Genomic DNA, 23,845 nt, shown 5'->3' with positions numbered 1-23,845 from the left:
AAATACTTCAGCCTTTTATGAACTTTACTTAACGGATGCGATCATTAATAACCACAACTGAAATGACTGCATATTTTAGGGAGTGATCTTTTTGAAAATCAATATAGCTATAGCGATATTCCTAACAAGTACATTTCCCATCAAACCCGTGCTGGCTGATGCACATCCTATACGCTCTGATCCATCGCTGCGTGAAGTAGAATGGCAATTGGGGATGCCTTTGAATAAATCTTTTGATTTAGTCTTTGCTCAACCCACCTCCCTGGAAATCAAAATTTCTCCCAGAAATGATCTTAATAGTGGAGAAGTTAAGCATGCTGCAATATTTGCTTCTTTCCAGATAGATGTTTTTCCGCCTACACGATTAGGCCTGCGCTGGACTCCAGGTAATAGTGATGTGACTAAAACGATTGCAAAAATAAAAGGGAAGCATAACAATAAGCACATACTTACTGTAATTATTACGACTGAAACATACAAACCGACAAAAATTTATGATGACGGGTGGATCATTACTAATAATAAAATGACAACCCTGACTGGTTCAATAAGGCCTTTTGGGGACCAGAATGTTCCCTCTGACACATACACTATCAGTCTTGATGCATCAGCCTTTATTTCATGACTTCGTAGCATACCACTGAAAGCTAATGTTCAACGCAGACGAAGACCATTTGAGCATGGTCTTCATTTCTCATTTTTTCAATATTATCGCTTTAAACTTCATCTATAAGGTCTTCACTTTGATTATGGATGTTCCCAACTCTGGTTGTAACAGGATGCCATGAGAAATCATTCTCAGACAAGGCGGCATCGTGCGCAATTTCCTGCGCCCGTTCCGGGTTGGTTTCTGCACTTAGCCATTCACGTACAGCATCTGCCGTAAGCATAAGCGGGCGTCGGTCATGGATATCCACCATACCCTTGTTGCTCGCTGCCGTAACAATGACGAAGCCTTCATGGCCATGGTCTTTATCGTAAGGCGCTTTACCGATGGCAGCGAAAAACAACGGTTCATTTTTTTGTGATAGATCAGGTATGGCTGTTTTTTTTCGCCGTCTCGCTTCCATTCATACCACGCATCGACCGGAACGATTGCCCGACCATGGTTCCACAGCGGTTTAAACATACGGCCAGTCGCAGCTGTTTCGCCAGGGGCATTTATAAGCGGCTGTTTGTCCCACCATTCAGGGCCATAACCCCAGTAAACAGGGTCAAAGTGCAGCTCCTCATCCCGCTCGTTGAGCAATAGCACTTTGGTACCGGGAGCCACATTAAAGCGCCCTATTGGTTCCGGGTCATAAAGGATTTCATCAGGCTTAAGCCCGAGTGATTCAAAGTATTCGTCTCTGCTGCTGTACTGCGCAAATCGACCACACATAGGCACGTCCTGTTTTAAGGATAGCGCGACAAACTCATAATATATAACCTATTAATAATCAAGTACCTGTAAGCATTTCTCACCGGGGAATAATTAAATCATTCAGTATTCGAAACTCAGATCGAGATAGCGTATGGCTCAAATCATTTTCAATGAAGAATGGGTGGTAAAGGCTAAGCTCACGCAGCGTACCGGTTTGGATGACCGACAGATTGAAAGTTACCGTCAGAACTGCTGGATAGAAGGTGTTCATTTCAAACGTGTCTCACCAAAGGGAAATCCGGACAGCAAACGTGGAACTACCTGGTATAACTATCCAAGAATAAACAAATTTATTCAGGACTCATAGTCATGGCGGCTTTACCTACAGGCGTAGAAATCAGAGGGAAGAGCATCTACATCTGGTTCATGTACCGTGGTAAAAGATGCCGGGAGGTCCTCAAAGGATGGTTGAACACGCCAGCCAACATCAAAAAGGCCGGTAACCTGCGGGCTGTCATTGTCAGCGAAATCAACCTGGGAGAATTTGATTATCATCACCGGTTCCCCTCCTCACGAAAAGCTCGCGAAGTCGTCACCACTCTTTCGATAAACACGATGGGCCAACTCTGCGAGGCATGGGTAAGGATTAAAGAAACCGAGTTAACCGCGAATACCATGCGAAAAACCAAGTCCCAGCTGAAGACGATTTTGCACGTGGTCAATGCTGAAACCCCCATTTCCTCCATACGACACAGTGATATTCTCAACTACCGACTTGAGCTGCTGACTGGTTCAACTTTATACAGCCATAATGATCGCTCCAATAAAATCGGTCGTTCTGTGCGAACTGTTGATAACTACGTTTCGCTGCTGAATTCTCTGCTTCGTTTTGCATATGTCTCGGGATACATAAAGAACAAACCTTTTGAGGGGGTTAAAAAGCTGCAGAAGTCCCGGCCAAAACCTGACCCGCTTTCAAAATCTGAGTTTGAACAGCTGATGCAAAGCGAAACCGGTCAAAGCCAGAATATGTGGAAATTCGCTATTTTCTCAGGCATGCGCCATGGTGAACTGGCATCACTCGCCTGGGAGGACGTGGACTTCGAGAACGGTACAATCCATGTGCGTCGCAACCTCACTGCAATGGGACTTTATGGCCCACCTAAAACCGCTGCCGGCATCCGCGTTATTAAGCTTCTGCAGCCGGCACTCGACGCACTGAAAGCACAGCGTCTGCTGACCGAGCTGCAGCCCAGGACCATGATAGTGATCCACCATCGCGAATATGGTAAGACGGAGAAAGAAAAAGTGCGGTTCGTTTTTATCCCGCGCATGAAGAATGGTAAGCAAAAACCGGGCTATTCGTTATCCAGTATCGGTGCGCGCTGGGATGCGGCTGTAAAACGTGCTGGAATTCGCCGCCGTAATCCGTACCATACGCGACATACTTTTGCCTGCTGGCTTTTGTCGGCTGGCGCCAACCCGTCATTCATAGCGAATCAGATGGGACATGAGAACGCGCAGATGGTGTATGAAATCTACGCGACATGGATTGAAGAGATGAATGGCGAGCAGGTTGATATGCTCAACAGCAAACTGGCGATCTGAAATGACTTGCCCCCTGCATGCCCCTTTTGGTTTCTGAGACAGTTAATAATGCATGAAAATCAAGAAGTAACGAAGAAAGAACAATACAACCTGAACAAGCTTCAGAAGCGTCTGCGTCGCAACGTGGGTGAGGCCATTGCTGATTTCAACATGATTGAAGAAGGCGATCGCATCATGGTCTGCCTGTCTGGCGGTAAAGACAGCTATACCATGCTGGACATTTTGCGCAATTTGCAGAAGAGCGCGCCGGTTAACTTCTCACTGGTGGCGGTTAATCTCGACCAGAAACAGCCAGGATTCCCGGCGCATATTCTGCCCGCGTATCTGGAAGAACAGGGTGTTGAGTATAAAATCGTCGACGAAGACACTTACTCGATCGTTAAAGAGAAAATTCCGGAAGGTAAGACCACCTGTTCGCTCTGTTCACGACTGCGTCGCGGGATTCTTTACCGCACCGCCACTGAACTGGGTTGTACCAAGATTGCGCTAGGCCATCATCGCGACGATATCCTGCAGACCCTGTTCCTGAACATGTTCTACGGCGGCAAAATGAAAGGCATGCCACCAAAACTGATGAGTGATGATGGCAAACATATTGTCATCCGTCCGCTGGCCTATTGCCGCGAAAAAGACATCATCCGCTTTGCTGAAGCGCGCCAGTATCCGATCATTCCCTGCAATCTGTGCGGTTCACAACCGAACCTCCAGCGTCAGGTCGTTGCGGATATGCTGCGTGACTGGGATAAACGCTATCCTGGCCGTATCGAAACCATGTTCAGTGCGATGCAGAACATTGTGCCTTCGCACATGGCGGACATTAATTTGTTCGACTTTAAAGGCATCCAGCACGGCGATGAAGTGGTCGACGGCGGCGATATTGGCTTTGATCGCGAAACACTGCCGGTGAAACCTGCGGGCTGGCAGCCGGACGAAGAAGACGCGCCGGAAATGAGCGTTCGTCTGGATGTGTTAGAAATTAAGTAATTGGCAGACGAATTAAAAACAGGCGCAGCGCTTCGGCTCTGCGCCTTTTTTATTACCGATGGGGAGGCGGGTCGATGATCGGTGGAAACTCGGGATCGTAGGGAGGATCAGGTTCCGGAATCGGCTGCGGATGAGGAATCGGTTCTGGAATCGGTGGCGGATCGGTTGGAATGGGATCGCTCGCAATGAGTTCTTGCATGCCCTGCTCCTTATTGCTGAATGTCCTTAAAGCATAGGTAATGAAGCGCGGCCAAGCCAAGCGGGCAAAAAAAAGCCGGCGGATTAGCCGGCGTTGTACGAATCAAATGTGCTATGCAGTAATTCTAAAAAAGGAAGTAAGACAATATGGAGCGCAACGCCCATCGCTTGACGTTGCATTCACCTGCGAGAGAGAGTTTGCCCCTGTTAGGCGATCCACTTATTGATATCGATCAGGTTTTTCCCGCTTTTTTGCTTGCCGCACTTTATTTAACAGCGGGTTAACGCTTATAACCTGAGCCTTACATTACAACCAGTTGCGCCGTTTGAGCCATATCGCCACGCCCACCACCATCACCAGCAATAGTACGCAGAACGCGGTAAAGCCCAGCGGCCAACTACCACCTGGAATACCGCCAAGGTTGACGCCAAACAATCCTGTCAGGAATGTCGCAGGCAGGAAAATCATCGCCATCAGCGACATGGTATAGGTGCGGCGGTTCATTGATTCTGCCAGCAAAGACGCGACTTCATCGGCCAGTATCCCCGTTCGCGCTACGCCTGCATTGAGGTCATCCAGGCCGCGTCCCAGACGATCGGCAACGTCCTGCATGCGGCGGCGATCGTCATCATTCATCCATGGCAGTTTTTCACTCGCCAGACGGGCATAAACATCACGCTGCGGCGCCATATAACGACGCATCACAATCAGTTGCTTACGCAGCAGCGCTAGCTCACCGCGCGCCGGGACCTGTTGATCCATCAGCGCATCTTCCAGCTCGATGATTTTGTCGTGCATCTCTTCGATAAATTCGCTGGCGTGATCGGTCAGCGCATCGCAGACATCCACTAACCAGCTGCCGCCATCCACCGGGCCGTTACCGTTTTGCAAATCGGCCAGCACTTCATCAATGGCATACACCTTTCTCCGGCGCGTGGAAACAATCACTTTATCGTTGATAAACACGCGCATGGCGACGAGTTGATCGGGGCGTGAATCGGCATTGTGGTTGACGCTGCGCAGCACAATCATAAAGCCATCGCCTAAGCGAGTGACGCGTGGACGCATGCTGTCGCCCGCGAGTGCATCACGCACGGAATCGGGGATCAATGGGGTATTTTGCAGCCACTCGGCACTTTGCCGTTGCGTGTAGTTCAGATGCAACCAGCATGGGCGCTCACAGTTGATCACATCTTTATCTTCAATCGGTATCACCCCGCCTTTGCCGTCCAGCTGGCAGGAGATAATCGCATCCGATACTTTTAGCGCTTTTCCTTCAATGACGTTCACTGACTCGCCTCACTATCAAAATCAATACGATACAGTCTAGCGTGGCGGCGACGAGTTGCAATCATCAGGCTGTGAGCAAAGATGACAAGGCAGAGGTGAGCATCCGCAGAAAGCGAGAGCGAGAGCGGCAACAACGTCACTGGATGCGTCTCCTTAATCCGTTGCACCGGTTAAGGAGACGCACACCATCACGCCACTCTGCTGATTAGCGTCGTTAAATCAGTGCTTTTCGATCCACAGTTCGCGACTGTATGCGACATCTTCGGGATTGGTGATCGGATAACCTTTGACCCACGGTTTGATCAAGCGCCCGTTGGTATATTGATAGATCGGGGCGATCGGCGCCTGATCGGCAATGATCTGCTCCGCTTTGTTGTAGTCGGTATTGCGAGCAGCCACGCTGGTTTCCATGCTGGCTTTGGTCAGCACCGCATCATAATCCGCGCTGTGGAAACGGGCGATATTGCCGGTGTGCGTTGAGGTCAACAAACTCAGGAAAGTGGAAGGTTCATTGTAATCCCCGACCCATGACGCACGAATCACGTCAAAGTTACCGCTGTTGCGGCTGTCGATGTAGGTTTTCCACTCCTGGTTTTGCAGCGTAACGTCCACTCCAAGGTTCTTTTTCCACATTGACGCCACGGCGATGGCAATCTTCTGATGGCTTTCTGAGGTGTTATACAGCAGCGTCAAATGCAGTGGCTTGCCAGGACCATAACCGGCGGAGGTCAGCAACGCTTTTGCCTGAGCATTGAGCTCTTGCTGGCTGTGCTGCTGGAGATAACTTTGCTGCGGTGTAAACCCTGCGGTGACATCCGGAGTGAAGTGCCAGGCCGGTTTTTCCCCGGTGCCCAGGACTTTCTCCGCGATGATGCGGCGATCGATGCTCCATGACAACGCTTTGCGCACGCGCACGTCGGCAGTCGGTCCCTTTTCCGTGTTAAAGGCGTAGTAATAGGTGCCCAACTGATCCGGCGTATACACCTGTCCCGGCAGCTCTTTTTTCAGCAGCGCATACATATTTTTCGGGAAGGATTCGGTGATATCAATGTCGCCCGCGCGGTAGCGTTTGGTCGCGCTGGACTCTTCATTGATAGGGATAAAGGTCACTTTGGTCAGTACGGAATGGCTGTTATCCCAATAGTGTTGATTTCGCACCAGTACAATCTTTTCGTTCACCACACGATCCTGCAATTGATAGGCGCCATTGCCCACCAGTTTTCCCGGGGCCGTCCAGCTATCAGGGTTTTGCTCAATCACCTTTTGCGGCACGGGATACATTGCGGCATTCGCGACCATGCTCGGGAACCATGGCACAGGACGTGACAATGTCACCTTAAGGTGATTAGCATCAGTGGCTGTCACGCCCAGCTTATCGGCACTCATCTGCCCTTTGGTAATGGCATCCGCGTTTTCGATGCCACTCAGCGCGGCAAACCACGCAAAGGGAGAACTGTTTTTCGGCTCCACCAGGCGCTGCCAGCTGTAGACAAAGTCCTGCGCTGTCACCGGTTCGCCATTTGACCAGCGCGCATCTTTGCGCAGCGTGAAAATCCAGGTTTGGTTGTCGTTGCTGTGCCAGCTTTCGGCCACGCCCGGCACGATTTTTCCGTGTGCGTCCTGATTGGTCAGCCCTTCGAACAGATCACGCATGACCTGAATTTCTGGCAGACCCACGGCTTTCATTGGATCCAGCGAAGCAGGTTCGTCTTTAATATGGCGAACAATTTCCTGTGTTGGCGCTAACTGTGCGCCCGCTGGCACATTAGCGGCAAACACCGGTGAGAAAACACCAGCAATCATTACGGCGGCCAGCGTCTTGCGAAAAGTTAATTTCATCACCACTCCTTTACCCAAAAAAATGGCGACTGCGAAGAGGTCTGCGTCGCCAGCGTCTTTGGTGACTCTATCGCAAATTGCTGATTGATATATAGCTATTTCCCTGTCTGCTGTTTACCGTTATGTTGAGGCTGAATTGTCGGTCACATTTTTTAATACTGAAGCGCCTGGCCATCCTGGCGCTCATTGCACGATTTCAGAGAGGAATGTCATGTCGTCACATCATCCCCGCCCGCTGCGCGGCAAACTCGACGCGGTCTGGCAACAATATGGGCAATCGGTGCTCGGTGCACCGCTGCTGTGGTTCCCGGCCCCGGCGGCCGATGCCGACAGTGGGTTGATCATTGCCGGCACGCACGGTGATGAAAATGCCGCGGTCGCGACGCTATCCGGTGCAATGCGCACGCTGCCGGAGCCACTGCGCCGTCATCATGTGGTGCTGGCGGTGAATCCGGATGGTTGCCAGTTGGGGCTGCGTGCCAATGCGAACGGGGTCGATCTCAACCGCAATTTCCCGGCCGCCAACTGGCAAAATGGCGACACGGTCTATCGCTGGAACAGCGCAGCGGACGAACGTGATGTGGTGCTGTCGACGGGCAGCAGCCCCGCTTCTGAACCGGAAACGCGCGCACTCTGCCAGTTGATTCATCAGATTAAGCCGCGTTGGGTGGTGTCCTGGCATGAGCCACTGGCTTGTATTGATGATCCACATCACAGTCACCTCGCGCAGTGGCTGGCTGAACAAACGCAATTACCGGTGGTGAGTAGCGTGGGCTATGCCACGCCGGGATCATTTGGCAGCTGGTGCGACGATCTCGGCTTGCTGTGCATAACCGCCGAGATGCCGCCTATTTCGGTGGATGAAGCCACCGAGGTTTATCTTGATGCGATGATTAACCTGCTGCGCTGGCAGCCGCAGGTTTAAGCACGCCGTGTGAGAAATGCAGCGACGGCTCAACATCGGCAGCCAGCCAGGTTGGGCCGTCAAGATCGGCGAATTTTGCCAGCGGCGTGAGCGGCAGCGCGGCGCGAATCGCCCGTGAGGTGCATAACATACAGCCTAACATCACCGTAAAGCCCTGCTGACGCGCCGATGTGGCCAACGCCAGCGCCTCGGTCAATCCTCCGGTTTTATCCAGCTTGATATTAACCATCTCATAGCGCCCTTTCAGCTGCGCCAGATTCTCCCGGGTGTGACAGCTCTCATCTGCGCAGATGGGAAGCGGGTGCACAAAGTTTGCCAGTGCAGCATCTTCAGCCGCCGGAAGCGGTTGCTCCAGCATCGCGACATTCAGGTCTGCCAGTAACTGGCAGCGCGCCGCCAGCCCTTCAGCCTGCCAGGATTCATTGGCATCCACAATTAGCGTCGCTTCCGGTACGGCAGTGCGAATTGCCACCAGGCGCTCACTGATTAAATGATGATCGAGTTTGATCTTCAGCAAACGCGCACCATGCTGCCACAAGGCTAACGCGCTGCTGGCCATCGCTTCCGGCGTATCAATACTCACCGTATGCGCAGTGATGATTTCCTCTGCCAACTCAACACCGCACAGCGCCTGCAAACTTTTATTCTGTTGCTGGCGTTCCAGGTCCCATAAGGCACAATCGAGGGCATTACGCGCGGCACCCGCTGCTAATGCCTGGTGCAGTTCGCCACGTGTCATACCGTCCTGAATAGCGGGCAACAGCGTGGCGATTTGTTGCAGCACCGAGTCTTCACTTTCTCCATAGCGTGCGTAAGGCGTGGCTTCTCCCACGCCTTTCAGACCATCCTGTTCAATTTCGACCACCACAACATGCGCTTCTGTCCTGCTCCCGCGTGAAATAACAAACGGCGAATGCAACGGCCAGGCCTCTGGATAACTCTTCACTGTTCTCATTAATTCTCCTTAAATCCGTGGCTTAATTGCGATGTGCTTCTGCTATCGCGACGAAATGCGCTCGTAAACCCTTCAAAATTATGTCATAAACAAACGCTATATCTGCTCTGGCAGGCTTAATGCCAGACTTTTTCATCGCTAAAAGGAAATCGTATGTCTCAGAATGTTCACTTTCAGGGCAATCCGGTCCCGGTTGCAGGTCACTTCCCGCAGGCTGGCGAACAGGCTAAAGCTTTCAGTCTGGTCGCAAAGGACCTGAGTGACGTCTCCCTTTCTCAGTATGCAGGTAAACGCAAAGTTCTGAACATTTTCCCAAGTATTGATACCGGCGTCTGCGCGGCATCAGTGCGCAAGTTCAACGAGCGTTCCGGCGAATCCGACAACACTGTGGTGCTCTGCATCTCTGCCGATCTGCCGTTTGCCCAGTCTCGTTTCTGCGGTGCAGAAAACGTGAGCAACGTTGTGACCCTGTCAGCGCTGCGCGGTGCAGAATTTAAAGAAGATTACGGTGTGGCAATCGCTGATGGCCCACTGAAAGGCCTGACTGCACGTGCTGTGGTGGTGCTGGATGAAAACGACAAAGTGATTTACAGCGAATTGGTGAACGAAATCACCGAAGAGCCAAACTATGATGCGGCACTGGCTGCACTGAAGTAAGTATTAAGATGATGTGATAAGGGCGCACTTTGTGAAGTGCGCCCTTTTTTATCGCTGCGAGCTATGCGCTAGCAGGTCATTCACTTTCGCCACGTTTTTGCCCTAAACCGTATTCGCGTAATTTGTTGGCTATCGCGGTATGCGACACCCCCAGGCGTTTTGCCAGTTTGCGCGTGCTGGGATAAGACAAATAGAGCCGCGTCAGCACCGAACGCTCGAAACGGCTGGTAATCTCATCCAGCGAACCTTCCATCGCTTCTTCGCCCAACGTCACATCTAATGCCTGCTCAGGCAGAATGATGTCCTGAGGACGCAACTCGTAGCCTTCCAGCTGCGTTAGTGCACGATACAGCGCATTCTTTAACTGTCGCACGTTACCCGGCCAGTTATAGCGCGTCAGGAACGGCGCGAGCTGCGGTGACAAACGCGGACGCGGCAGCCCCTGCTCATCGGCAAAGCGCGCCACAAACATTTCTGTTAGCGGCAGGATGTCCAGGGGACGCTCTCGCAACGGCGGCAAATTGAGCGTCAGTACATTAAGGCGGTAAAACAGGTCTTCACGGAACTCACCCCGTTGCACTAGCTCAATCAGATTCTTCTGCGTGGCACAAATGACGCGCACATCCACATGCACTTCATGTTCTTCACCCACGCGACGGAAAGTGCCATCGTTGAGGAAGCGCAGCAGTTTTGTCTGCATGCGCGGTGACATCTCACCAATCTCATCCAGCAGCACCGAGCCGCCGTTGGCCTGTTCAAAGAAGCCTTTCTTGCCTTCCAGCGCGTTCGGATAAGCGCCCGCCGCGTGACCAAAAAGCTCGCTCTCGGCCACATCATCCGGCAGAGACGCACAGTTAAGGGCCAGGAAGGGTTTTTTACCGCGTGCGCTGCGCAGATGGCAGGCGCGTGCCAGCATATCTTTGCCGGTGCCGGTATCGCCGACAATCAGCAGCGGCGCATCATGCATCGCCAGTTTACGTGCCTGATCGATCACCTGACGCATTTTCGGCGTCACTGCCACGATGTGGTCAAATTCCGACTCATCCGTCACGGTGAGATTTTGCAGCTGGCGGCCCATGCGGGCGGTGGATTTCAGCGTGATCATTGCGCCGACGGGCTGATCGCTCTGCCCCTCTTCTTCTGCCAGATAAATCGGTCGGGCTTCCATCAGGAAATCACGGCCCTGAATAACAACGTGATGTGCCTGGGCTTCCACACGCTCATTCTCGATCCAGCGCTGGAAATTGAAACCGGTGATCAGGGTTGCGGCGTTCTGATTACGCAGTTTCTGTTCATCGAGATTAAACAGGTTCTGCGCTGCCGGGTTGGCGAGCTCCACCTTGCATTTAAGGTCGATAGAGAACACCGGCTCCGGCATAGCAATCAGCAATGCACTCAACGCGCGATGTTCACGCTCAGAGGGCATGTAGCTTACGGTGCGCACATCTGTTACGCCCGGTGTACGACGGATTTCCGCCATCAGCGTACTGAAGGGTTCGAATTCAAGGGCAGAAAAGTTGAGATAGATGCGACCGAGTGGCGCAATTTCAATACCGCGCAGGTCGATGTTGCGCGCAACCAGCAGGTCGAGTAGCTCGCGCGCCAGACCGATGCGGTCCTGGCAGAAAACTTCCAAACGCATTGCGATGAGCCTTAGTCAGGTTTTGATTTTAGAGATAATACGCTAACTTGCAGCGCCTCAGAAGAGGCCTGTCATGAAAAGTTGACAGCTTGAGGCAGGTGACGCGAAGAAGTGTAGCGGAACAACCCACAATAATCCCGCCAAATATCACATTTAACAAAGATAATTTCACCTTCCACCTGATTGGCAGCGTGAAAGGTGAGCAACAGGAAATTATTTAGCAGCCTGCCCTGCTTTACCCCCACTCTTAGACAGGGATTCTTTTAGCTGAACCAATAGTTCCCGACGGAAATCTCCGAGACGCGGCTTATCATCTTCCAGCCATGGCAGCGGGCGGCACAGTTCCATAGCTTTGATACCCAGACGCGCGGTCAGCAAACCGGCGCCAATGCCCTGAGCAGCGCGGGCTGAGAGCCGTGCGGCGATGTCTTGCGACATCCAATCCATCCCCACTTCACGCACCAACTCTGAGGCGCCGGCAAAGGCCATATTCAGCAACACTAAACGAAACAGGCGGATGCGGCTGAAATACCCCAACTCGATGCCATAAATAGCCGCAATGCGATTGACCAGCCGCAGGTTACGCCAGGCGATAAATGCCATATCCACCAGCGCCAGTGGACTCACCGCAATCATCAACGTGGATTCCGCAGCGTGGCGGCTGATCTCACGATGCGCCTGACGATCCAGCACCGGTTGCACCAGTTGTGCGTAAAGCAGCACGATTTCACGGTCATTGTGGGTTTCATGCAGCGCCGCATGCCAGCGCTGCAGTGCCGGATGCGCCTGATCGAGCTGCGCCTGTTGGGCCAGCTTTTCGCAAAAAGCGCGCCCTTTACCGATACCGTGGCTGTGTAGCAACTCTCGTCCGATATCCCTTTCTTCTGCTCGCTGGCGCAACCGGTAAAGTCGACGCCATTCGCCGATCAATGCCCCGGCTCCGGCAATCACAATCAGACTTCCTGCTACACCGGTGCCGAGCGAAAACCAATCGTGCGTGATCCAGGCATCATGCATCCACTGAGCGCCCTGCGCGACCACGCTGATGCCAAAAATCCCCAGACCCGCACTTACCAACTTGCGCCATAAACTGCGTTTGGGGCGCAGCGCGGCCTCAACCACTTTTTCACCTTCGCCCTCTGCCAGCGGCTCCGACTCTTGGGTAGCAAGAAACGCGCCCTCGCTTTCCTCACTGAAAGTGTGTGCCGCCCGCAGCGGTTGCTGCGTCTCCGCTTCGAGCGGTCGTGCAAAATCAATGCGCGGTTTTAAAGGGGTTTCGTCGCTCATCGCAATTTATCTCCAAGTAAAAATTCCAGCGCGGCATCCATGCGAATGTGCGGCAGCGGCCGATCGACATCCAACTGCTGCGGCCGGAACTGTTCAAACTGAAATCCTTGCTGTTGCCAGAACTGATGTCCGGGCAAACGTGGCGGCACTTCGCCGGGATAGAAGGTTAGCGCTTCGCCGTCATGCAGACGATGACCGCGCAGCGCGGGCAGCTTTTCGCCACGATGATCCACCAGCCCACTTTCGGTGGCCTGCACCGACGCCAGTCCAAGACAATCCATGCTGATCCCTTCAAACGCCGCGTTTTGCCAGGCATCCTGAACCAACTGTTGTAACAGCGACACCATATTGGCGTGCTGATCGGCCGTGATATGGTCAGCTTTGGTGGCAGCAAACAAGAGTTTGTCGATGACCGGGGAAAACAGACGGCGGAATAGCGTGCGCTGACCGTAATGGAAGCTCTGCATCAATTGGGTCAGCGCCAGGCGCATATCATTGAACGCCTGCGGTCCGCTGTTTAACGGTTGCAGACAATCCACCAGCACAATCTGGCGGTCAAAGCGCAGAAAATAATTTTTATAGAAACCTTTCACCACGTGCTGGCAGTAGTAGTTAAAACGTTGCTGCAGCACGGCAAAGTTACTGCCTGCAGGAGCCTGCAATAGCTTGCTGGCGTGAATCTCATCGACCTGTGGCCACGGGAAAAATTGCAGCGCCGGGGCGCCTGCCATATCGCCCGGCAGCACAAAGCGGCCTGGCTGGATAAAGTGCAATCCCTCGGTTTTGCACTGATGCAGATAATCAGTCCAGGCAGCAGCGATCTCCGCCAGACGATTTTCATCCGCGGGGGCAAAGGGATCGAGATCCTGTGACAAGCTGTGCCAGTATGACGCCCACTGCTGACGATCGCCCTGCAGCAACCCCATCATCTGTCGCGACCAGCTGAGATAATCCTGCGCCAGCATCGGCAGATCGAGCAACCATTCACCAGGGTAATCGACGATTTCCAGATACAGCGTGGCGGTATCTTTGAAATGGCGCAAAAGCGATTGTTCAGGCCGATAGCGCAGCGCCAGACGCATTTCGCTGACACCACGCGTCGGCGTTGGCCAGACGGGAGGCGTACCGTAGAGTTGCGCCAGCCCTTCGTCATAGGTAAAACGCGGCGTGCCCAGTTCCCGCTGCGGCACCCGTTTGACGCCGAGCAGGCGCTCTTCACGCACCACGGAAAACAGCGGTAAACGGGCGCCGCTGTGTACATTGAGAAGTTGGTTCACCAGCGAGGTGATAAACGCGGTTTTCCCGCTGCGGCTCAGGCCGGTTACGGCAAGGCGTAAGTGGCGGTCAACACCGCGGTTCATCAACGCGGCCAGTTCATTTTGCAGTCTTTTCATCCATCTCCCTGACGAAACGTGCGGACAGGCGTTTGAATGCCTTACTCAGCAACGGTTCCAGGGCGGCCGCCAGAAGCAGGCGCAACGGGCGACGCGCCACCGATTTCACTGCCCAGCCAGCTAACCCGCCGGGACCATAGGTTACTGCACTGATGATGATGAATTTCCCCGCCGACTTCAACGCAGGTGTTGCGCGGCGGCGCAGAGCAGTCATACGCGGATTGTACATCTCCACTCCTTAAGAATATGCGATGAAGCGGACCCGCTGTGGGCCCGGCGGAAATAATCAGATTTGGCGGAAGCGACTGCGCACGCTGAAGGTCTCGGAAGTGACGTAACGCTCGATATCTCGCACGTTGCGCTCATCACTTTTCAACGATGTTTCCAGTTCATCCAGCAAATCACGTGCTGTTGGCGTGTGCTGATCGGGCGCATCCGCGGGCTTTTCATCCAGCACAAAGCCCAGGATGAAGTACGCCAGCACGGTAAACATAAACAGCCCGAAGAACAGTGACAGCACCACAATCACACGCAACAGGCGCACCGGAATATCGAGATACTCGGCCAGACCGGCGCAAACACCGCGAATTTTCCCCTGCTGCGGGATGCGCCACAATTTGCGGCCATTCATCATGGTTGCCTCCAGTTCGGATGTTCTGCATCCAGAATCGCTTCGAGTGCTTCCACGCGTTCACGCATGCGGCGCGCGTCCTGGGTCAACTGTTGCAGACGCTGCATATCGCCTGATGACAATTCCGCGCCACCGTTGCGTTTGTTGCTGTAGTGCAGCCATAACCAGATCGGCGCTACAAAGAGCACGAAGATCGTCAGGGGTATGGCGAGAAAAAGTGCGCTCATTGACTCTCCTTAATCATTAACACCCTGGTCACGGGGCTCAGCGTAGAGCCCCCCGCCCATTTACTCGCTGCGGTTCATTTTGGCTTTCAGCGCCGCCAGCTGCTGGCTGATTTCGTCGTCAGCTTTCAGCTCGGCGAACTCCTGGTCAAGACCTTTTGGCTTACCAAAACGCTGACTTTCCGCTTCCGCTTCCATGTGATCAATGCGGCGTTCGAACGATTCGAAGCGCGCCATGGCTTCATCCAGTTTGCCGCTGTCCAACTGACGGCGCACATCGCGGGAAGAGGACGCTGCCTGATGACGCAGCATCAATGCCTGCTGGCGTGCGCGGGTTTCGCTGAGTTTTTTCTCCAGCTCACCGATCTCACCTTTCATGCGATCTAATGTTTCTTCAACCTGAATGGCTTCTTGCTTGAGTGCTGCAATCAGATCGGTCAGTTTCTGTTTTTCAATCAGCGCAGAGCGCGCCAAATCTTCTTTTTCTTTGCTGATGGCCAACTCGGCTTTTTCCTGCCATTCAGCCTGCTGAACTTCAGCCTGCTCAATTCGGCGCAGCAACTGTTTCCTTTCAGCCAGCGCGCGCGCTGACGTGGAGCGAACTTCCACCAGCGTGTCTTCCATTTCCTGAATCATCAGGCGTACCAGTTTCTGCGGATCTTCGGCGCGTTCCAGCAGGGAATTGATGTTAGCGTTCACGATGTCGGCGAAACGAGAAAAAATACCCATAATGATGTTCCTCTGATTGTCATGTGGTTGTGCGGTGCACGGTTTCTTAATACAAATGGCGTGCCAACTTTTAATTTATTGATTTTATAGAGTTTGCATATTTTACATTCGAGTAAGCATCCATTAATGTAGTGAAATTGATTAACCAGTGGCGAAATTCATCATGGCAAATGGCAGTGATAACCTGTTGGGCGAATCAAACAACTTTCTGGAGGTGCTGGAGCAGGTTTCCCGTCTCGCGCCGCTGGAAAAACCGGTATTGGTGATAGGCGAGCGAGGAACCGGTAAAGAGTTGATTGCCAGCCGCTTGCACTATCTCTCCGATCGCTGGCAAGGGCCCTTTGTGTCGCTTAACTGCGCGGCACTGAATGAAAACCTGCTGGATTCTGAACTGTTTGGCCACGAGGCTGGTGCGTTTACCGGCGCGCAAAAGCGTCATCTTGGCCGCTTTGAGCGTGCTGACGCCGGCACTTTATTCCTCGATGAGCTGGCGACCGCGCCGATGCTGGTGCAGGAGAAATTGCTACGCGTCATTGAATACGGTCAGCTGGAACGTGTGGGGGGCAATCAGTCCTTGCAGGTCAATGTGCGTCTGGTGTGTGCCACCAATGAAGATTTACCCGCACTGGCTGCGGCAGGAAAATTCCGCGCGGATCTCCTCGATCGTCTCGCCTTTGATGTGGTGCAACTCCCACCGTTACGCGAACGTCGCAGCGATATTCTGGTGATGGCCGAGCATTTTGCTATCCAGATGTGCCGCGAACTCGGCCTGCCGCTGTTTCCCGGCTTCAGCGAGCGCGCTCAGCTCACGCTACTCACCCACAGTTGGCCCGGCAATGTACGTGAATTGAAGAATGTGGTGGAACGCTCGGTGTATCGTCATCACAGCGCAGAGCAGGAACTGGATAATATCATCATCAACCCGTTCGCCCCGCGCAGCGCCGCGCCTGAAAGCCTCCCCGAACCCAACGCCAGCGGCTTACCCGCCCTGCCACTCGATCTGCGCCAGTGGCAAAACCAGCAGGAGCGCGATTTGGTCGAAGCCAGCTTGCAACAGGCAAAATACAATCAACGCCGCGCCGCCGAGTTACTGCGGGTCACCTACCATCAATTACGCGCCATGATGAAAAAGCACGGCATCCAGGCACGTGATGAGGATTGAACGACAAAGCGAGAGCTGGAAAAACCGCGCCGCAGAGTTACTGCGCATTTCCTACCATCAATTGAGCGCCATCATGAAAAAGCACGGCAACCGGTACGTGATGAGGATTAGCCTTAGCCACATGAGATGAAAAAGCGCAGTCTGGTGATTATCTGGGAGCACTTCGTTGCTTCGTTGCTTCGCTGCTAACAGTTACTCACCACATCATCGTTTTACCTATCGAAGTGCTTTTAAAGACAGCTCAGGTGTGGGTCGGTTTTCCCTATAGCTTTTATGCTGATGCAAGGCGGCAAGTGCGCTAATCCCCGGGAGCATACATCAGTATGTGACCGGGGTTAGCGCGCGCAGCCAACGCAGCAGCAGCGTAAAAGATGACGGGAAAAACGACACACAAAAAAAAGCCCGCATTAGATGCGGGCAACTTAATACTGGAAGCAATGTGAGCAATGTCGTGCTCTTCTTCGGTAGAGCCACCGTCGAAGCGCAGAAGAATAATAATCATTCTTATTATCATCTGTAAAGCCCTAATTGAGAATTTTTCTCATTTCCACACTAACATTGTGATTACCTCCTCGCCAGATTGGCGAAAAACAACGCAGAACCATCATGAATTTGGGGAGTGCGTGACGTTTGCGATACACTCACGCTATTGCCTCAGAATCGTTGAGTTCTATGCCAAAATTATTCTCCTCGCTGCTGCTCGGTCTCAGCGTATTGAGTGCGTCTGCGCTGGCCGCGCCAACCAATAACATCCGTAATAGCGGTTTTGTTTATTGCGTCAATGGCACGGTCAATACCTTTAACCCACAAATGGTCAGCAGCGGCCTTGTGGTGGATACGCTGGCGGCACAACTCTATGACCGCCTGCTGGATGTGGACCCCTACACTTATCGCCTGATTCCTGACCTGGCACAGAGTTGGGAAGTACGCGATAACGGCGCCACTTACCGTTTTCATCTGCGCAAAGATGTCTCTTTCCAGCACACCAACTGGTTTAAACCCACACGCAAAATGAATGCCGATGACGTGGTGTTCAGCTTTGCGCGCATGTTTGATCGTCAGCATCCGTGGCATAACGTCAACGGTGGCAGCTACCCCTATTTCGATAGTTTGCAGTTCTCTGACTCGGTACAAAGCGTTAAAAAGCTGGACAACGACACGGTAGAAATCCGTCTCAACAGTCCGGACGCCTCTTTCCTCTGGCACATTGCTACGCATTACGCGCCGATACTGTCGCAGGAATACGCCGACAAGTTGACGGCGAAAGGCCAGCAGGAGCGCCTGGATCGCGAGCCGGTGGGCACCGGGCCGTTTCAGCTGAGCGAGTACCGTACCGGGCAATATCTGCGCCTGGCGCGTAATCCGCAGTACTGGAAAGGTGTGCCGCGGCTGCAACAGGTGGTGATCGATCTTGGCGTGGGTGGAACAGGACGTCTTTCGAAGTTGCTCACAGGTGAATGCGATGTGCTGGCTTATCCGGCGGCCAGCCAGCTCTCAATTTTGCGTGATGACCCGCGTCTGCGCATGACGCTGCGTCCTGGCATGAACATCGCCTATTTAGCGTTCAATACACGTAAACCGCCACTCGATCGCCCCGAAGTGCGTCACGCGCTGGCACTGGCCATTAATAACGAACGCCTGATGGAATCGATCTATTACGGCACCGCTGAAACCGCCGCCTCCATTTTACCGCGAGCGTCCTGGGCGTATGATAATGACGCGCGGGTCACCGAATACAATCCGGCGAAAGCCCGTGAAGCGCTGAAAGCGCTCGGGCTGGAAGATCTGCACTTGCGACTGGTGGTGCCTACCACCTCACAATCCTGGAACCCCAGCCCACTGAAAACCGCTGAACTGCTGCAAGCCGATTTGGCTCAGGTTGGCGTGCGCGTCACCATCGCTCCGGTGGAGGGCCGTTTCCAGGAAGCGCAGTTGATGGCGATGAATCATGATCTGACGCTGACCGGCTGGGCGACAGACAGTAACGACCCGGATAGCTTCTTCCGGCCACTGTTGAGCTGTGCAGCCATCCGCTCGCAAACCAACTTTGCGCACTGGTGTTCACCGGCCTTTGATGAATCATTGCAACGGGCGTTGTTGTCGCAGCAACTTTCGGCGCGCATCGACAGCTACGATCAGGCACAGCAAATTCTGGCGCAGGAATTACCGGTATTGCCGCTGGCGTCATCGTTGCGTTTACAGGCATATCGCCATGATATTAAAGGTCTGGTGCTCAGTCCGTTTGGGAATGCCTCGTTTGCCGGGGTTTACCGTGATGAGAGCAGCGAGGAATAAGCATGATCATCTATATACTGCGTCGCCTGCTGTTGCTGCTGATCACCCTGTTTTTATTGTCACTGGTGAGTTTCAGTCTGAGCTACTTTACGCCGAATGCGCCGCTGGAAGGTGCCTCGCTGTTCGATGCCTGGTGGTTCTGGTTTAGAGGCCTGCTGCAATTCGACTTCGGTGTTTCCAGCACCAACGGCCAGCTGATCGACCTGCAACTGCGCGAGGTGTTCCCCGCCACGCTAGAGCTTTGCATACTGGCCTTTATGCTGGCGCTGCTGGTGGGTATCCCGCTGGGAATTTGCGCGGGCGTGATGCGCAAAAAATGGCAGGATAAAGCCATCAGCGCACTGGCTCTGCTCGGCTTCTCGATGCCGGTGTTCTGGCTGGCACTGCTGTTCACCCTATTCTTCTCCCTGACGCTGGGCTGGCTGCCGGTTTCCGGACGTTTTGATCTGCTCTACCCGGTACAAAACGTGACCGGCTTTGCACTGATTGATGCCTGGCTGAGCCCTTCACCGTGGCGCCATGAGATGTTGATGAGTGCCCTGACGCATATGATTTTGCCGGTGGTGGTACTGGCCGTCGCACCGACCACCGAGGTGATTCGTTTACTGCGCAGCAGCACCAGCGATGTGATGGATAAAAACTATGTGAAAGCGGCGGCCACGCGCGGATTATCTCGCTTCACCGTGATTCGCCGCCATGTGCTGCACAACGCGCTGCCGCCCGTCATCCCGCGTCTGGGTTTACAGTTTTCCACCATGCTGACGCTGGCGATGATTACGGAAGTGGTGTTCAACTGGCCGGGCATTGGCCGCTGGTTGATCAACGCCATTCGTCAGCAGGATTATGCGGCCATCTCTGCCGGTGTGATGGTGGTAGGCGGTCTGGTGATTCTGGTCAGCGTGCTGTCAGATATTCTGGGTGCGGCGCTTAATCCGTTGAAACACAAGGAATGGTATGCCTTACGATGATATCTATGCAGAGAAGCGGCTGCCCAGCCCGTTTCGTCTGTTCTGGCAGCGTTTTTATCGTGATACCAGTGGCATGATCGGATTGTACGGCTTTGGTACCCTGCTATTCCTGTGCCTGTTTGGCGGCTTATTGTCGCCCTATGGCATCGATCAGCAGTTCCTCGGCTATCAGCTGTTGCCCCCTTCATGGTCGCGTTACGGGGATGTCTCCTTCTTCCTCGGTACCGATGATTTGGGCCGCGATGTATTGAGTCGCCTGCTGAGCGGCGTCGCGCCTACTGTCGGTTCGGCCATCATGGTGACGGTTTTAGCCGCGATTTGCGCCCTGATCCTGGGTGTGCTGGCTGGCGTTACTCACGGTTTGCGCTCTGCGGTCATGAATCACGTGCTGGATACCTTGCTCTCCATCCCTTCGCTGCTGCTGGCAATCATTGTGGTGGCCTTTTTAGGCCCACGCCTTGAACACGCCATGCTGGCGGTATTGCTGGCGATCATTCCGCGTCTGGTGCGGGAGATCTATACTGCGGTACATAACGAGATGGAAAAAGAGTATGTGGTGGCGCTGCGTCTGGATGGCGCGCGCAATCTGAATATTCTGTGGAACGCAGTGCTGCCCAATGTCCTGCCGCTGCTGGTCGGGGAATTTACGCGTTCACTCTCCATGGCCATTCTCGACATTGCCGCACTCGGTTTCCTCGATTTAGGGGCACAGCTGCCCTCACCTGAATGGGGAGCGATGCTGGGCGATGCGCTGGAGCTGATTTATGTCGCGCCCTGGACCGTGATGCTGCCCGGCGTCGCGCTGATGGTCAGTGTGTTGATCGTTAACCTGCTGGGCGATGGCATCCGTCGCGCCGTAGAAGCGGGAGCTGAATAATGCCGTTACTGGATATTCGTAATCTCACTATCGAGTTCATGACCTCAGAAGGTCCGGTGAAAGCCGTTGATCGCATTAACCTGACGCTCAGTGAAGGTGAAGTGCGTGGGCTGGTGGGTGAATCAGGCTCTGGCAAGAGCCTGATTGCGAAAGCGATTTGCGGCGTAACCAAAGATAACTGGCGCGTCACCGCCGATCGTATGGTGTTCGATGATATCGATTTGCTGCGTTTGTCGCCGCGCGAACGACGCCGCATTGTCGGCCATAACGTGTCGATGATTTTCCAGGAACCGCAATCCTGTCTGGATCCCTCTGAAAGCATCGGCCGCCAGTTGATGCAGGCGATCCCACGCTGGACTTTTAAAGGGCGCTGGTATCAGCGTTTGTGGTTCTGGCGCAAAGCGCGTGCCATCGAGCTGTTGCACCGCGTGGGCATTAAAGACCACAAAGACATCATGCGCAGTTTCCCGTATGAATTGACGGAAGGTGAATGCCAGAAAGTGATGATCGCCATTGCGCTGGCCAATCAGCCGCGTCTGCTGATCGCCGATGAGCCGACCAATGCTATGGAACCGACCACGCAGGCACAAATATTCCGCTTGTTGAGCCGTCTCAACCAAAATAACAACACCACGATTTTGCTGATCAGTCATGACCTGCGCACCATGAGCCAGTGGGCGGATCGCATTAACGTGATGTACTGCGGACAGACCGTTGAAACCGCGCAGAGTGAAGATTTAATGGATACGCCGCATCATCCCTATACCCAGGCGCTGATCCGCGCAATGCCCGACTTTGGCAGTGCACTGCCGCATAAAAGCCGCCTGAACACACTGTCCGGTGCCATTCCTTCGCTTGAACATCTGCCGATTGGCTGTCGACTAGGGCCACGCTGTCCCTATGCGCAGCGTAAGTGTATTGAAACGCCGCGTCTCACCGGTACCAAATCGCATCTGTTTGCCTGTCACTTCCCGTTGAATGTGGAGGGGCAATGAGCATGGAAACCCTGCTGGAAGTGCGCAACCTGAGTAAAACCTATCGCTATCGCACCGGTCTGTTTCGCCGACAGCATGTTGAGGCGGTGAAAGGGGTAAGCTTCACCTTGCGCGAGAAGCAGACCTTAGCGGTTATTGGTGAGAACGGCTCAGGGAAATCCACGCTGGCGAAAATGTTGAGCGGCATGGTGGCTCCGACGGAAGGTGAGATGCTGATTGACGATCATCCGCTGGAGTATGGCGATTACGGTTATCGCAGTCAGCGTATTCGCATGATTTTTCAGGATCCATCGACCTCACTCAACCCGCGTCAGCGCGTCAGTCAGATTCTCGACTTTCCGCTGCGCCTGAATACCGATCTGGATGATGAAGCGCGGGAGAAGCGCATTATTGCCACGCTGCGTCAGGTGGGCTTGCTGCGCGATCACGCCGGTTACTATCCGCATATGCTGGCCCCCGGCCAGAAACAACGTCTGGCGCTGGCTCGCGCACTCATCCTGCAGCCGAAGGTCATTGTCGCGGATGAAGCGCTCGCCTCACTGGATATGACGATGCGTTCGCAGCTGGTGAATCTGATGCTGGAACTGCAGGAGAAGCACGGCATCGCCTATATTTATGTGACGCAACATATCGGCATGATGAAGCACATTAGCGATCAGGTACTGGTGATGCATCAGGGTGAAGTGGTGGAACGCGGCGGCACGGCTGATGTGTTGGCCTCGCCACTGCATGACCTCACTAAACGGCTGATCACCAGCCATTTTGGCGAAGCCTTAACCGCCGAAGCCTGGCGCAAAGTTCGTTGATTGTTCATCACATCGCGAAAACGCGGTGCGATTTACCGCATTTGAGAGAGACGTGCTAGAATCCGCACGTCGATTAACGTCGGTCGCCTACTATTTAATCATTGCGACCGCCAACAACAATGACCATAAGGATTACAGCTATGGGTTTTCTTTCCGGTAAGCGCATTCTGATTACTGGCGTTGCCAGTAAACTCTCCATCGCCTACGGTATTGCACAGGCGATGCACAAACAGGGCGCAGAACTGGCTTTCACCTACCAGAACGACAAATTGAAAAGTCGTGTGGAAGAGTTCGCTAAAGATTTGGGTTCTGACATTGTTCTGCCTTGCGATGTGGCAGAAGACGAGAGCATCACTGCGCTGTTCACCGAACTGGCAAAAACCTGGCCAAAATTTGACGGCTTTGTTCACTCAATTGGTTTCGCACCTGGCGATCAGCTGGATGGTGACTACGTGAACGCCGTGACCCGTGAAGGCTTCAAAATCGCTCACGACATCTCTGCCTACAGCTTCGTTGCGATGGCGAAAGAGTGCCGTGCGATGCTGAACCCGAATTCAGCCCTGTTGACCCTGTCTTATCTGGGTGCAGAGCGCGCGATCCCGAACTACAACGTGATGGGACTGGCTAAAGCGTCTCTGGAAGCCAACGTGCGTTACATGGCGAACGCGATGGGTCCTGAAGGTACGCGTGTTAACGCCGTATCCGCGGGTCCAATCCGTACCCTGGCAGCTTCAGGCATCAAAGATTTCCGTAAGATGCTGGCTCACTGTGAAGCCGTTACCCCGATTCGCCGTACTGTCACCATCGAAGACGTAGGTAACTCTGCGGCCTTCCTGTGCTCTGATCTGGCGGGTGGTATCACCGGTGAAGTGGTTCACGTTGATGGCGGCTTCAGCATTGCCGCGATGAACGAGCTGGAACTGAAATAAGTTCTGAAGGCGAGCCTGGTGCTCGCCTTTTTTCTCAGCGAAGTCTCGGCTGTCCTGGCCGATTTTCGCCCTGTTCACTTTCGCCT

24 protein-coding genes and 1 pseudogene are annotated in these 23,845 nt (G+C 53.6%); 13 read left to right on the top strand and 12 right to left on the bottom strand.

Annotated features, from left to right (window positions below; translation table 11 throughout):
- Positions 1 to 91 precede the first annotated feature (91 nt).
- The gene (locus ACCW76_RS16175) at positions 92 to 625 is read left to right on the top strand and encodes a hypothetical protein (RefSeq protein ID WP_436339173.1); all 534 of its coding nucleotides are present in this window, start codon (positions 92 to 94) and stop codon (positions 623 to 625) included.
- Between the two features lie 91 nt (positions 626 to 716).
- On the opposite strand, the pseudogene ACCW76_RS16170 reads toward ACCW76_RS16175, so the two are convergent.
- A pseudogene (locus ACCW76_RS16170) lies at positions 717 to 1,381 on the bottom strand (SOS response-associated peptidase family protein).
- A 133-nt stretch (positions 1,382 to 1,514) separates the two neighbouring features.
- Here ACCW76_RS16170 and xisR point away from each other — a divergent pair.
- Genes xisR through ttcA form a run of 3 tightly spaced genes read left to right on the top strand, consistent with a single transcriptional unit; the run spans position 1,515 to position 3,955 of the window.
- The gene (gene xisR, locus ACCW76_RS16165) at positions 1,515 to 1,730 is read left to right on the top strand and encodes an excisionase family protein (protein WP_436339171.1); all 216 of its coding nucleotides are present in this window, start codon (positions 1,515 to 1,517) and stop codon (positions 1,728 to 1,730) included.
- 2 nt (positions 1,731 to 1,732) lie between these two features.
- The gene (locus ACCW76_RS16160) at positions 1,733 to 2,971 is read left to right on the top strand and encodes a tyrosine-type recombinase/integrase (protein ID WP_436339170.1); all 1,239 of its coding nucleotides are present in this window, start codon (positions 1,733 to 1,735) and stop codon (positions 2,969 to 2,971) included.
- Between the two features lie 48 nt (positions 2,972 to 3,019).
- Positions 3,020 to 3,955, top strand: a complete 936-nt coding sequence (gene ttcA / locus ACCW76_RS16155; protein ID WP_436339169.1) for a tRNA 2-thiocytidine(32) synthetase TtcA — start codon at positions 3,020 to 3,022, stop codon at positions 3,953 to 3,955.
- A gap of 52 nt (positions 3,956 to 4,007) precedes the next feature.
- Here ttcA and ACCW76_RS16150 read toward each other — a convergent pair whose 3' ends face one another.
- The 3 genes from ACCW76_RS16150 to ACCW76_RS16140 all read right to left on the bottom strand — a co-directional run bounded on the left by ACCW76_RS16150 (position 4,008) and on the right by ACCW76_RS16140 (position 7,283).
- Positions 4,008 to 4,154 (bottom strand): hypothetical protein, encoded by a 147-nt coding sequence (locus tag ACCW76_RS16150; RefSeq protein ID WP_167347098.1) that lies wholly within the window; start codon positions 4,152 to 4,154, stop codon positions 4,008 to 4,010.
- A gap of 306 nt (positions 4,155 to 4,460) precedes the next feature.
- Entirely contained in the window at positions 4,461 to 5,444 is a 984-nt protein-coding gene (zntB, locus tag ACCW76_RS16145) for a zinc transporter ZntB (protein ID WP_034821343.1), read from the bottom strand.
- A gap of 219 nt (positions 5,445 to 5,663) precedes the next feature.
- Positions 5,664 to 7,283: a peptide ABC transporter substrate-binding protein gene (locus ACCW76_RS16140; protein WP_436339167.1), complete on the bottom strand. Its 1,620-nt coding sequence runs from the start codon at positions 7,281 to 7,283 to the stop codon at positions 5,664 to 5,666.
- Between the two features lie 211 nt (positions 7,284 to 7,494).
- Here ACCW76_RS16140 and mpaA point away from each other — a divergent pair, with 211 nt between their 5' ends.
- Entirely contained in the window at positions 7,495 to 8,208 is a 714-nt protein-coding gene (gene mpaA, locus ACCW76_RS16135; protein ID WP_045814423.1) for a murein tripeptide amidase MpaA, read from the top strand.
- Here the strand turns inward: mpaA and ycjG are convergent.
- Positions 8,177 to 9,163 (bottom strand): L-Ala-D/L-Glu epimerase, encoded by a 987-nt coding sequence (gene ycjG / locus ACCW76_RS16130; RefSeq protein ID WP_436339165.1) that lies wholly within the window; start codon positions 9,161 to 9,163, stop codon positions 8,177 to 8,179. The two genes, mpaA and ycjG, sit on opposite strands and share 32 nt — an antisense overlap.
- 153 nt (positions 9,164 to 9,316) lie before the next feature.
- On the opposite strand from ycjG, the gene tpx reads away from it, so the two are divergent.
- The gene (tpx, locus tag ACCW76_RS16125) at positions 9,317 to 9,820 is read left to right on the top strand and encodes a thiol peroxidase (RefSeq protein ID WP_038646744.1); all 504 of its coding nucleotides are present in this window, start codon (positions 9,317 to 9,319) and stop codon (positions 9,818 to 9,820) included.
- A 76-nt stretch (positions 9,821 to 9,896) separates the two neighbouring features.
- Here the strand turns inward: tpx and tyrR are convergent, their stop codons facing one another.
- From tyrR to pspA, 7 genes are all read right to left on the bottom strand, one after another.
- Positions 9,897 to 11,462 (bottom strand): transcriptional regulator TyrR, encoded by a 1,566-nt coding sequence (tyrR, locus tag ACCW76_RS16120; RefSeq protein WP_034821366.1) that lies wholly within the window; start codon positions 11,460 to 11,462, stop codon positions 9,897 to 9,899.
- Positions 11,463 to 11,675: 213 nt separating this feature from the next.
- Positions 11,676 to 12,749 (bottom strand): YcjF family protein, encoded by a 1,074-nt coding sequence (locus ACCW76_RS16115; protein WP_436339163.1) that lies wholly within the window; start codon positions 12,747 to 12,749, stop codon positions 11,676 to 11,678.
- Positions 12,746 to 14,143, bottom strand: coding sequence for a YcjX family protein (locus ACCW76_RS16110; RefSeq protein WP_436339161.1), 1,398 nt, complete (start codon positions 14,141 to 14,143; stop codon positions 12,746 to 12,748). The genes ACCW76_RS16115 and ACCW76_RS16110 overlap by 4 nt, the downstream gene beginning before the upstream one ends.
- A complete protein-coding gene (gene pspD / locus ACCW76_RS16105; protein ID WP_045814419.1) occupies positions 14,124 to 14,372 on the bottom strand; it encodes a phage shock protein PspD in 249 nt (82 codons plus the stop codon). Before pspD ends, ACCW76_RS16110 begins: the two co-directional genes overlap by 20 nt.
- 57 nt (positions 14,373 to 14,429) lie before the next feature.
- Positions 14,430 to 14,777 (bottom strand): envelope stress response membrane protein PspC, encoded by a 348-nt coding sequence (gene pspC, locus ACCW76_RS16100; protein WP_045814418.1) that lies wholly within the window; start codon positions 14,775 to 14,777, stop codon positions 14,430 to 14,432.
- A complete protein-coding gene (gene pspB / locus ACCW76_RS16095) occupies positions 14,774 to 15,001 on the bottom strand; it encodes an envelope stress response membrane protein PspB (RefSeq protein WP_034821383.1) in 228 nt (75 codons plus the stop codon). Before pspB ends, pspC begins: the two co-directional genes overlap by 4 nt.
- A 60-nt stretch (positions 15,002 to 15,061) precedes the next feature.
- The gene (pspA, locus tag ACCW76_RS16090) at positions 15,062 to 15,727 is read right to left on the bottom strand and encodes a phage shock protein PspA (RefSeq protein WP_038646734.1); all 666 of its coding nucleotides are present in this window, start codon (positions 15,725 to 15,727) and stop codon (positions 15,062 to 15,064) included.
- Positions 15,728 to 15,890: 163 nt separating this feature from the next.
- On the opposite strand from pspA, the gene pspF reads away from it, so the two are divergent.
- The 7 genes from pspF to fabI all read left to right on the top strand — a co-directional run bounded on the left by pspF (position 15,891) and on the right by fabI (position 23,759).
- Complete coding sequence (gene pspF / locus ACCW76_RS16085) at positions 15,891 to 16,889, top strand: phage shock protein operon transcriptional activator (RefSeq protein ID WP_436339158.1); 999 nt, start codon at positions 15,891 to 15,893, stop codon at positions 16,887 to 16,889.
- Positions 16,890 to 17,561: 672 nt separating this feature from the next.
- Positions 17,562 to 19,184, top strand: a complete 1,623-nt coding sequence (gene sapA, locus ACCW76_RS16080) for an ABC transporter substrate-binding protein SapA (RefSeq protein WP_200536840.1) — start codon at positions 17,562 to 17,564, stop codon at positions 19,182 to 19,184.
- Between the two features lie 2 nt (positions 19,185 to 19,186).
- Positions 19,187 to 20,152, top strand: a complete 966-nt coding sequence (gene sapB / locus ACCW76_RS16075; RefSeq protein WP_038646729.1) for a putrescine export ABC transporter permease SapB — start codon at positions 19,187 to 19,189, stop codon at positions 20,150 to 20,152.
- Positions 20,139 to 21,029, top strand: a complete 891-nt coding sequence (sapC, locus tag ACCW76_RS16070) for a putrescine export ABC transporter permease SapC (protein ID WP_436339156.1) — start codon at positions 20,139 to 20,141, stop codon at positions 21,027 to 21,029. Before sapB ends, sapC begins: the two co-directional genes overlap by 14 nt.
- Positions 21,029 to 22,024 carry a putrescine export ABC transporter ATP-binding protein SapD gene (gene sapD / locus ACCW76_RS16065; protein WP_045814412.1) on the top strand — a complete coding sequence of 332 codons (996 nt, stop codon included), beginning with the start codon at positions 21,029 to 21,031 and terminating at the stop codon, positions 22,022 to 22,024. The genes sapC and sapD overlap by 1 nt, the downstream gene beginning before the upstream one ends.
- Positions 22,025 to 22,026: 2 nt before the next feature.
- On the top strand, positions 22,027 to 22,830 hold the full coding sequence (gene sapF, locus ACCW76_RS16060; protein ID WP_038650074.1) for a putrescine export ABC transporter ATP-binding protein SapF: 804 nt from the start codon (positions 22,027 to 22,029) through the stop codon (positions 22,828 to 22,830).
- A gap of 140 nt (positions 22,831 to 22,970) precedes the next feature.
- The gene (fabI, locus tag ACCW76_RS16055) at positions 22,971 to 23,759 is read left to right on the top strand and encodes an enoyl-ACP reductase FabI (protein ID WP_007892455.1); all 789 of its coding nucleotides are present in this window, start codon (positions 22,971 to 22,973) and stop codon (positions 23,757 to 23,759) included.
- Positions 23,760 to 23,845: the final 86 nt, after the last annotated feature.

This window comes from Pantoea sp. C8B4 (genome assembly GCF_051336905.1).
In the GTDB taxonomy this organism is placed as follows: domain Bacteria; phylum Pseudomonadota; class Gammaproteobacteria; order Enterobacterales; family Enterobacteriaceae; genus Pantoea; species Pantoea rwandensis_B.
Note: the sequence above shows the minus strand (reverse complement) of the source record. Positions and strands in the feature narration are given on the sequence as shown.

What these genes read in the sequence shown, in the direction of transcription:
- xisR (WP_436339171.1), top strand. Translation starts at nt 1,515, where the DNA reads ATGGCTCAAATCATTTTCAATGAAGAATGGGTGGTAAAGGCTAAGCTC.
- ACCW76_RS16160 (WP_436339170.1), top strand. Translation starts at nt 1,733, where the DNA reads ATGGCGGCTTTACCTACAGGCGTAGAAATCAGAGGGAAGAGCATCTAC.
- ttcA (WP_436339169.1), top strand. Translation starts at nt 3,020, where the DNA reads ATGCATGAAAATCAAGAAGTAACGAAGAAAGAACAATACAACCTGAAC.
- ACCW76_RS16150 (WP_167347098.1), bottom strand. Translation starts at nt 4,154, where the DNA reads ATGCAAGAACTCATTGCGAGCGATCCCATTCCAACCGATCCGCCACCG.
- ACCW76_RS16140 (WP_436339167.1), bottom strand. Translation starts at nt 7,283, where the DNA reads ATGAAATTAACTTTTCGCAAGACGCTGGCCGCCGTAATGATTGCTGGT.
- mpaA (WP_045814423.1), top strand. Translation starts at nt 7,495, where the DNA reads ATGTCGTCACATCATCCCCGCCCGCTGCGCGGCAAACTCGACGCGGTC.
- ycjG (WP_436339165.1), bottom strand. Translation starts at nt 9,163, where the DNA reads ATGAGAACAGTGAAGAGTTATCCAGAGGCCTGGCCGTTGCATTCGCCG.
- tpx (WP_038646744.1), top strand. Translation starts at nt 9,317, where the DNA reads ATGTCTCAGAATGTTCACTTTCAGGGCAATCCGGTCCCGGTTGCAGGT.
- tyrR (WP_034821366.1), bottom strand. Translation starts at nt 11,462, where the DNA reads ATGCGTTTGGAAGTTTTCTGCCAGGACCGCATCGGTCTGGCGCGCGAG.
- ACCW76_RS16115 (WP_436339163.1), bottom strand. Translation starts at nt 12,749, where the DNA reads ATGAGCGACGAAACCCCTTTAAAACCGCGCATTGATTTTGCACGACCG.
- ACCW76_RS16110 (WP_436339161.1), bottom strand. Translation starts at nt 14,143, where the DNA reads ATGAAAAGACTGCAAAATGAACTGGCCGCGTTGATGAACCGCGGTGTT.
- pspD (WP_045814419.1), bottom strand. Translation starts at nt 14,372, where the DNA reads ATGTACAATCCGCGTATGACTGCTCTGCGCCGCCGCGCAACACCTGCG.
- pspC (WP_045814418.1), bottom strand. Translation starts at nt 14,777, where the DNA reads ATGATGAATGGCCGCAAATTGTGGCGCATCCCGCAGCAGGGGAAAATT.
- pspB (WP_034821383.1), bottom strand. Translation starts at nt 15,001, where the DNA reads ATGAGCGCACTTTTTCTCGCCATACCCCTGACGATCTTCGTGCTCTTT.
- pspA (WP_038646734.1), bottom strand. Translation starts at nt 15,727, where the DNA reads ATGGGTATTTTTTCTCGTTTCGCCGACATCGTGAACGCTAACATCAAT.
- pspF (WP_436339158.1), top strand. Translation starts at nt 15,891, where the DNA reads ATGGCAAATGGCAGTGATAACCTGTTGGGCGAATCAAACAACTTTCTG.
- sapA (WP_200536840.1), top strand. Translation starts at nt 17,562, where the DNA reads ATGCCAAAATTATTCTCCTCGCTGCTGCTCGGTCTCAGCGTATTGAGT.
- sapB (WP_038646729.1), top strand. Translation starts at nt 19,187, where the DNA reads ATGATCATCTATATACTGCGTCGCCTGCTGTTGCTGCTGATCACCCTG.
- sapC (WP_436339156.1), top strand. Translation starts at nt 20,139, where the DNA reads ATGCCTTACGATGATATCTATGCAGAGAAGCGGCTGCCCAGCCCGTTT.
- sapD (WP_045814412.1), top strand. Translation starts at nt 21,029, where the DNA reads ATGCCGTTACTGGATATTCGTAATCTCACTATCGAGTTCATGACCTCA.
- sapF (WP_038650074.1), top strand. Translation starts at nt 22,027, where the DNA reads ATGGAAACCCTGCTGGAAGTGCGCAACCTGAGTAAAACCTATCGCTAT.
- fabI (WP_007892455.1), top strand. Translation starts at nt 22,971, where the DNA reads ATGGGTTTTCTTTCCGGTAAGCGCATTCTGATTACTGGCGTTGCCAGT.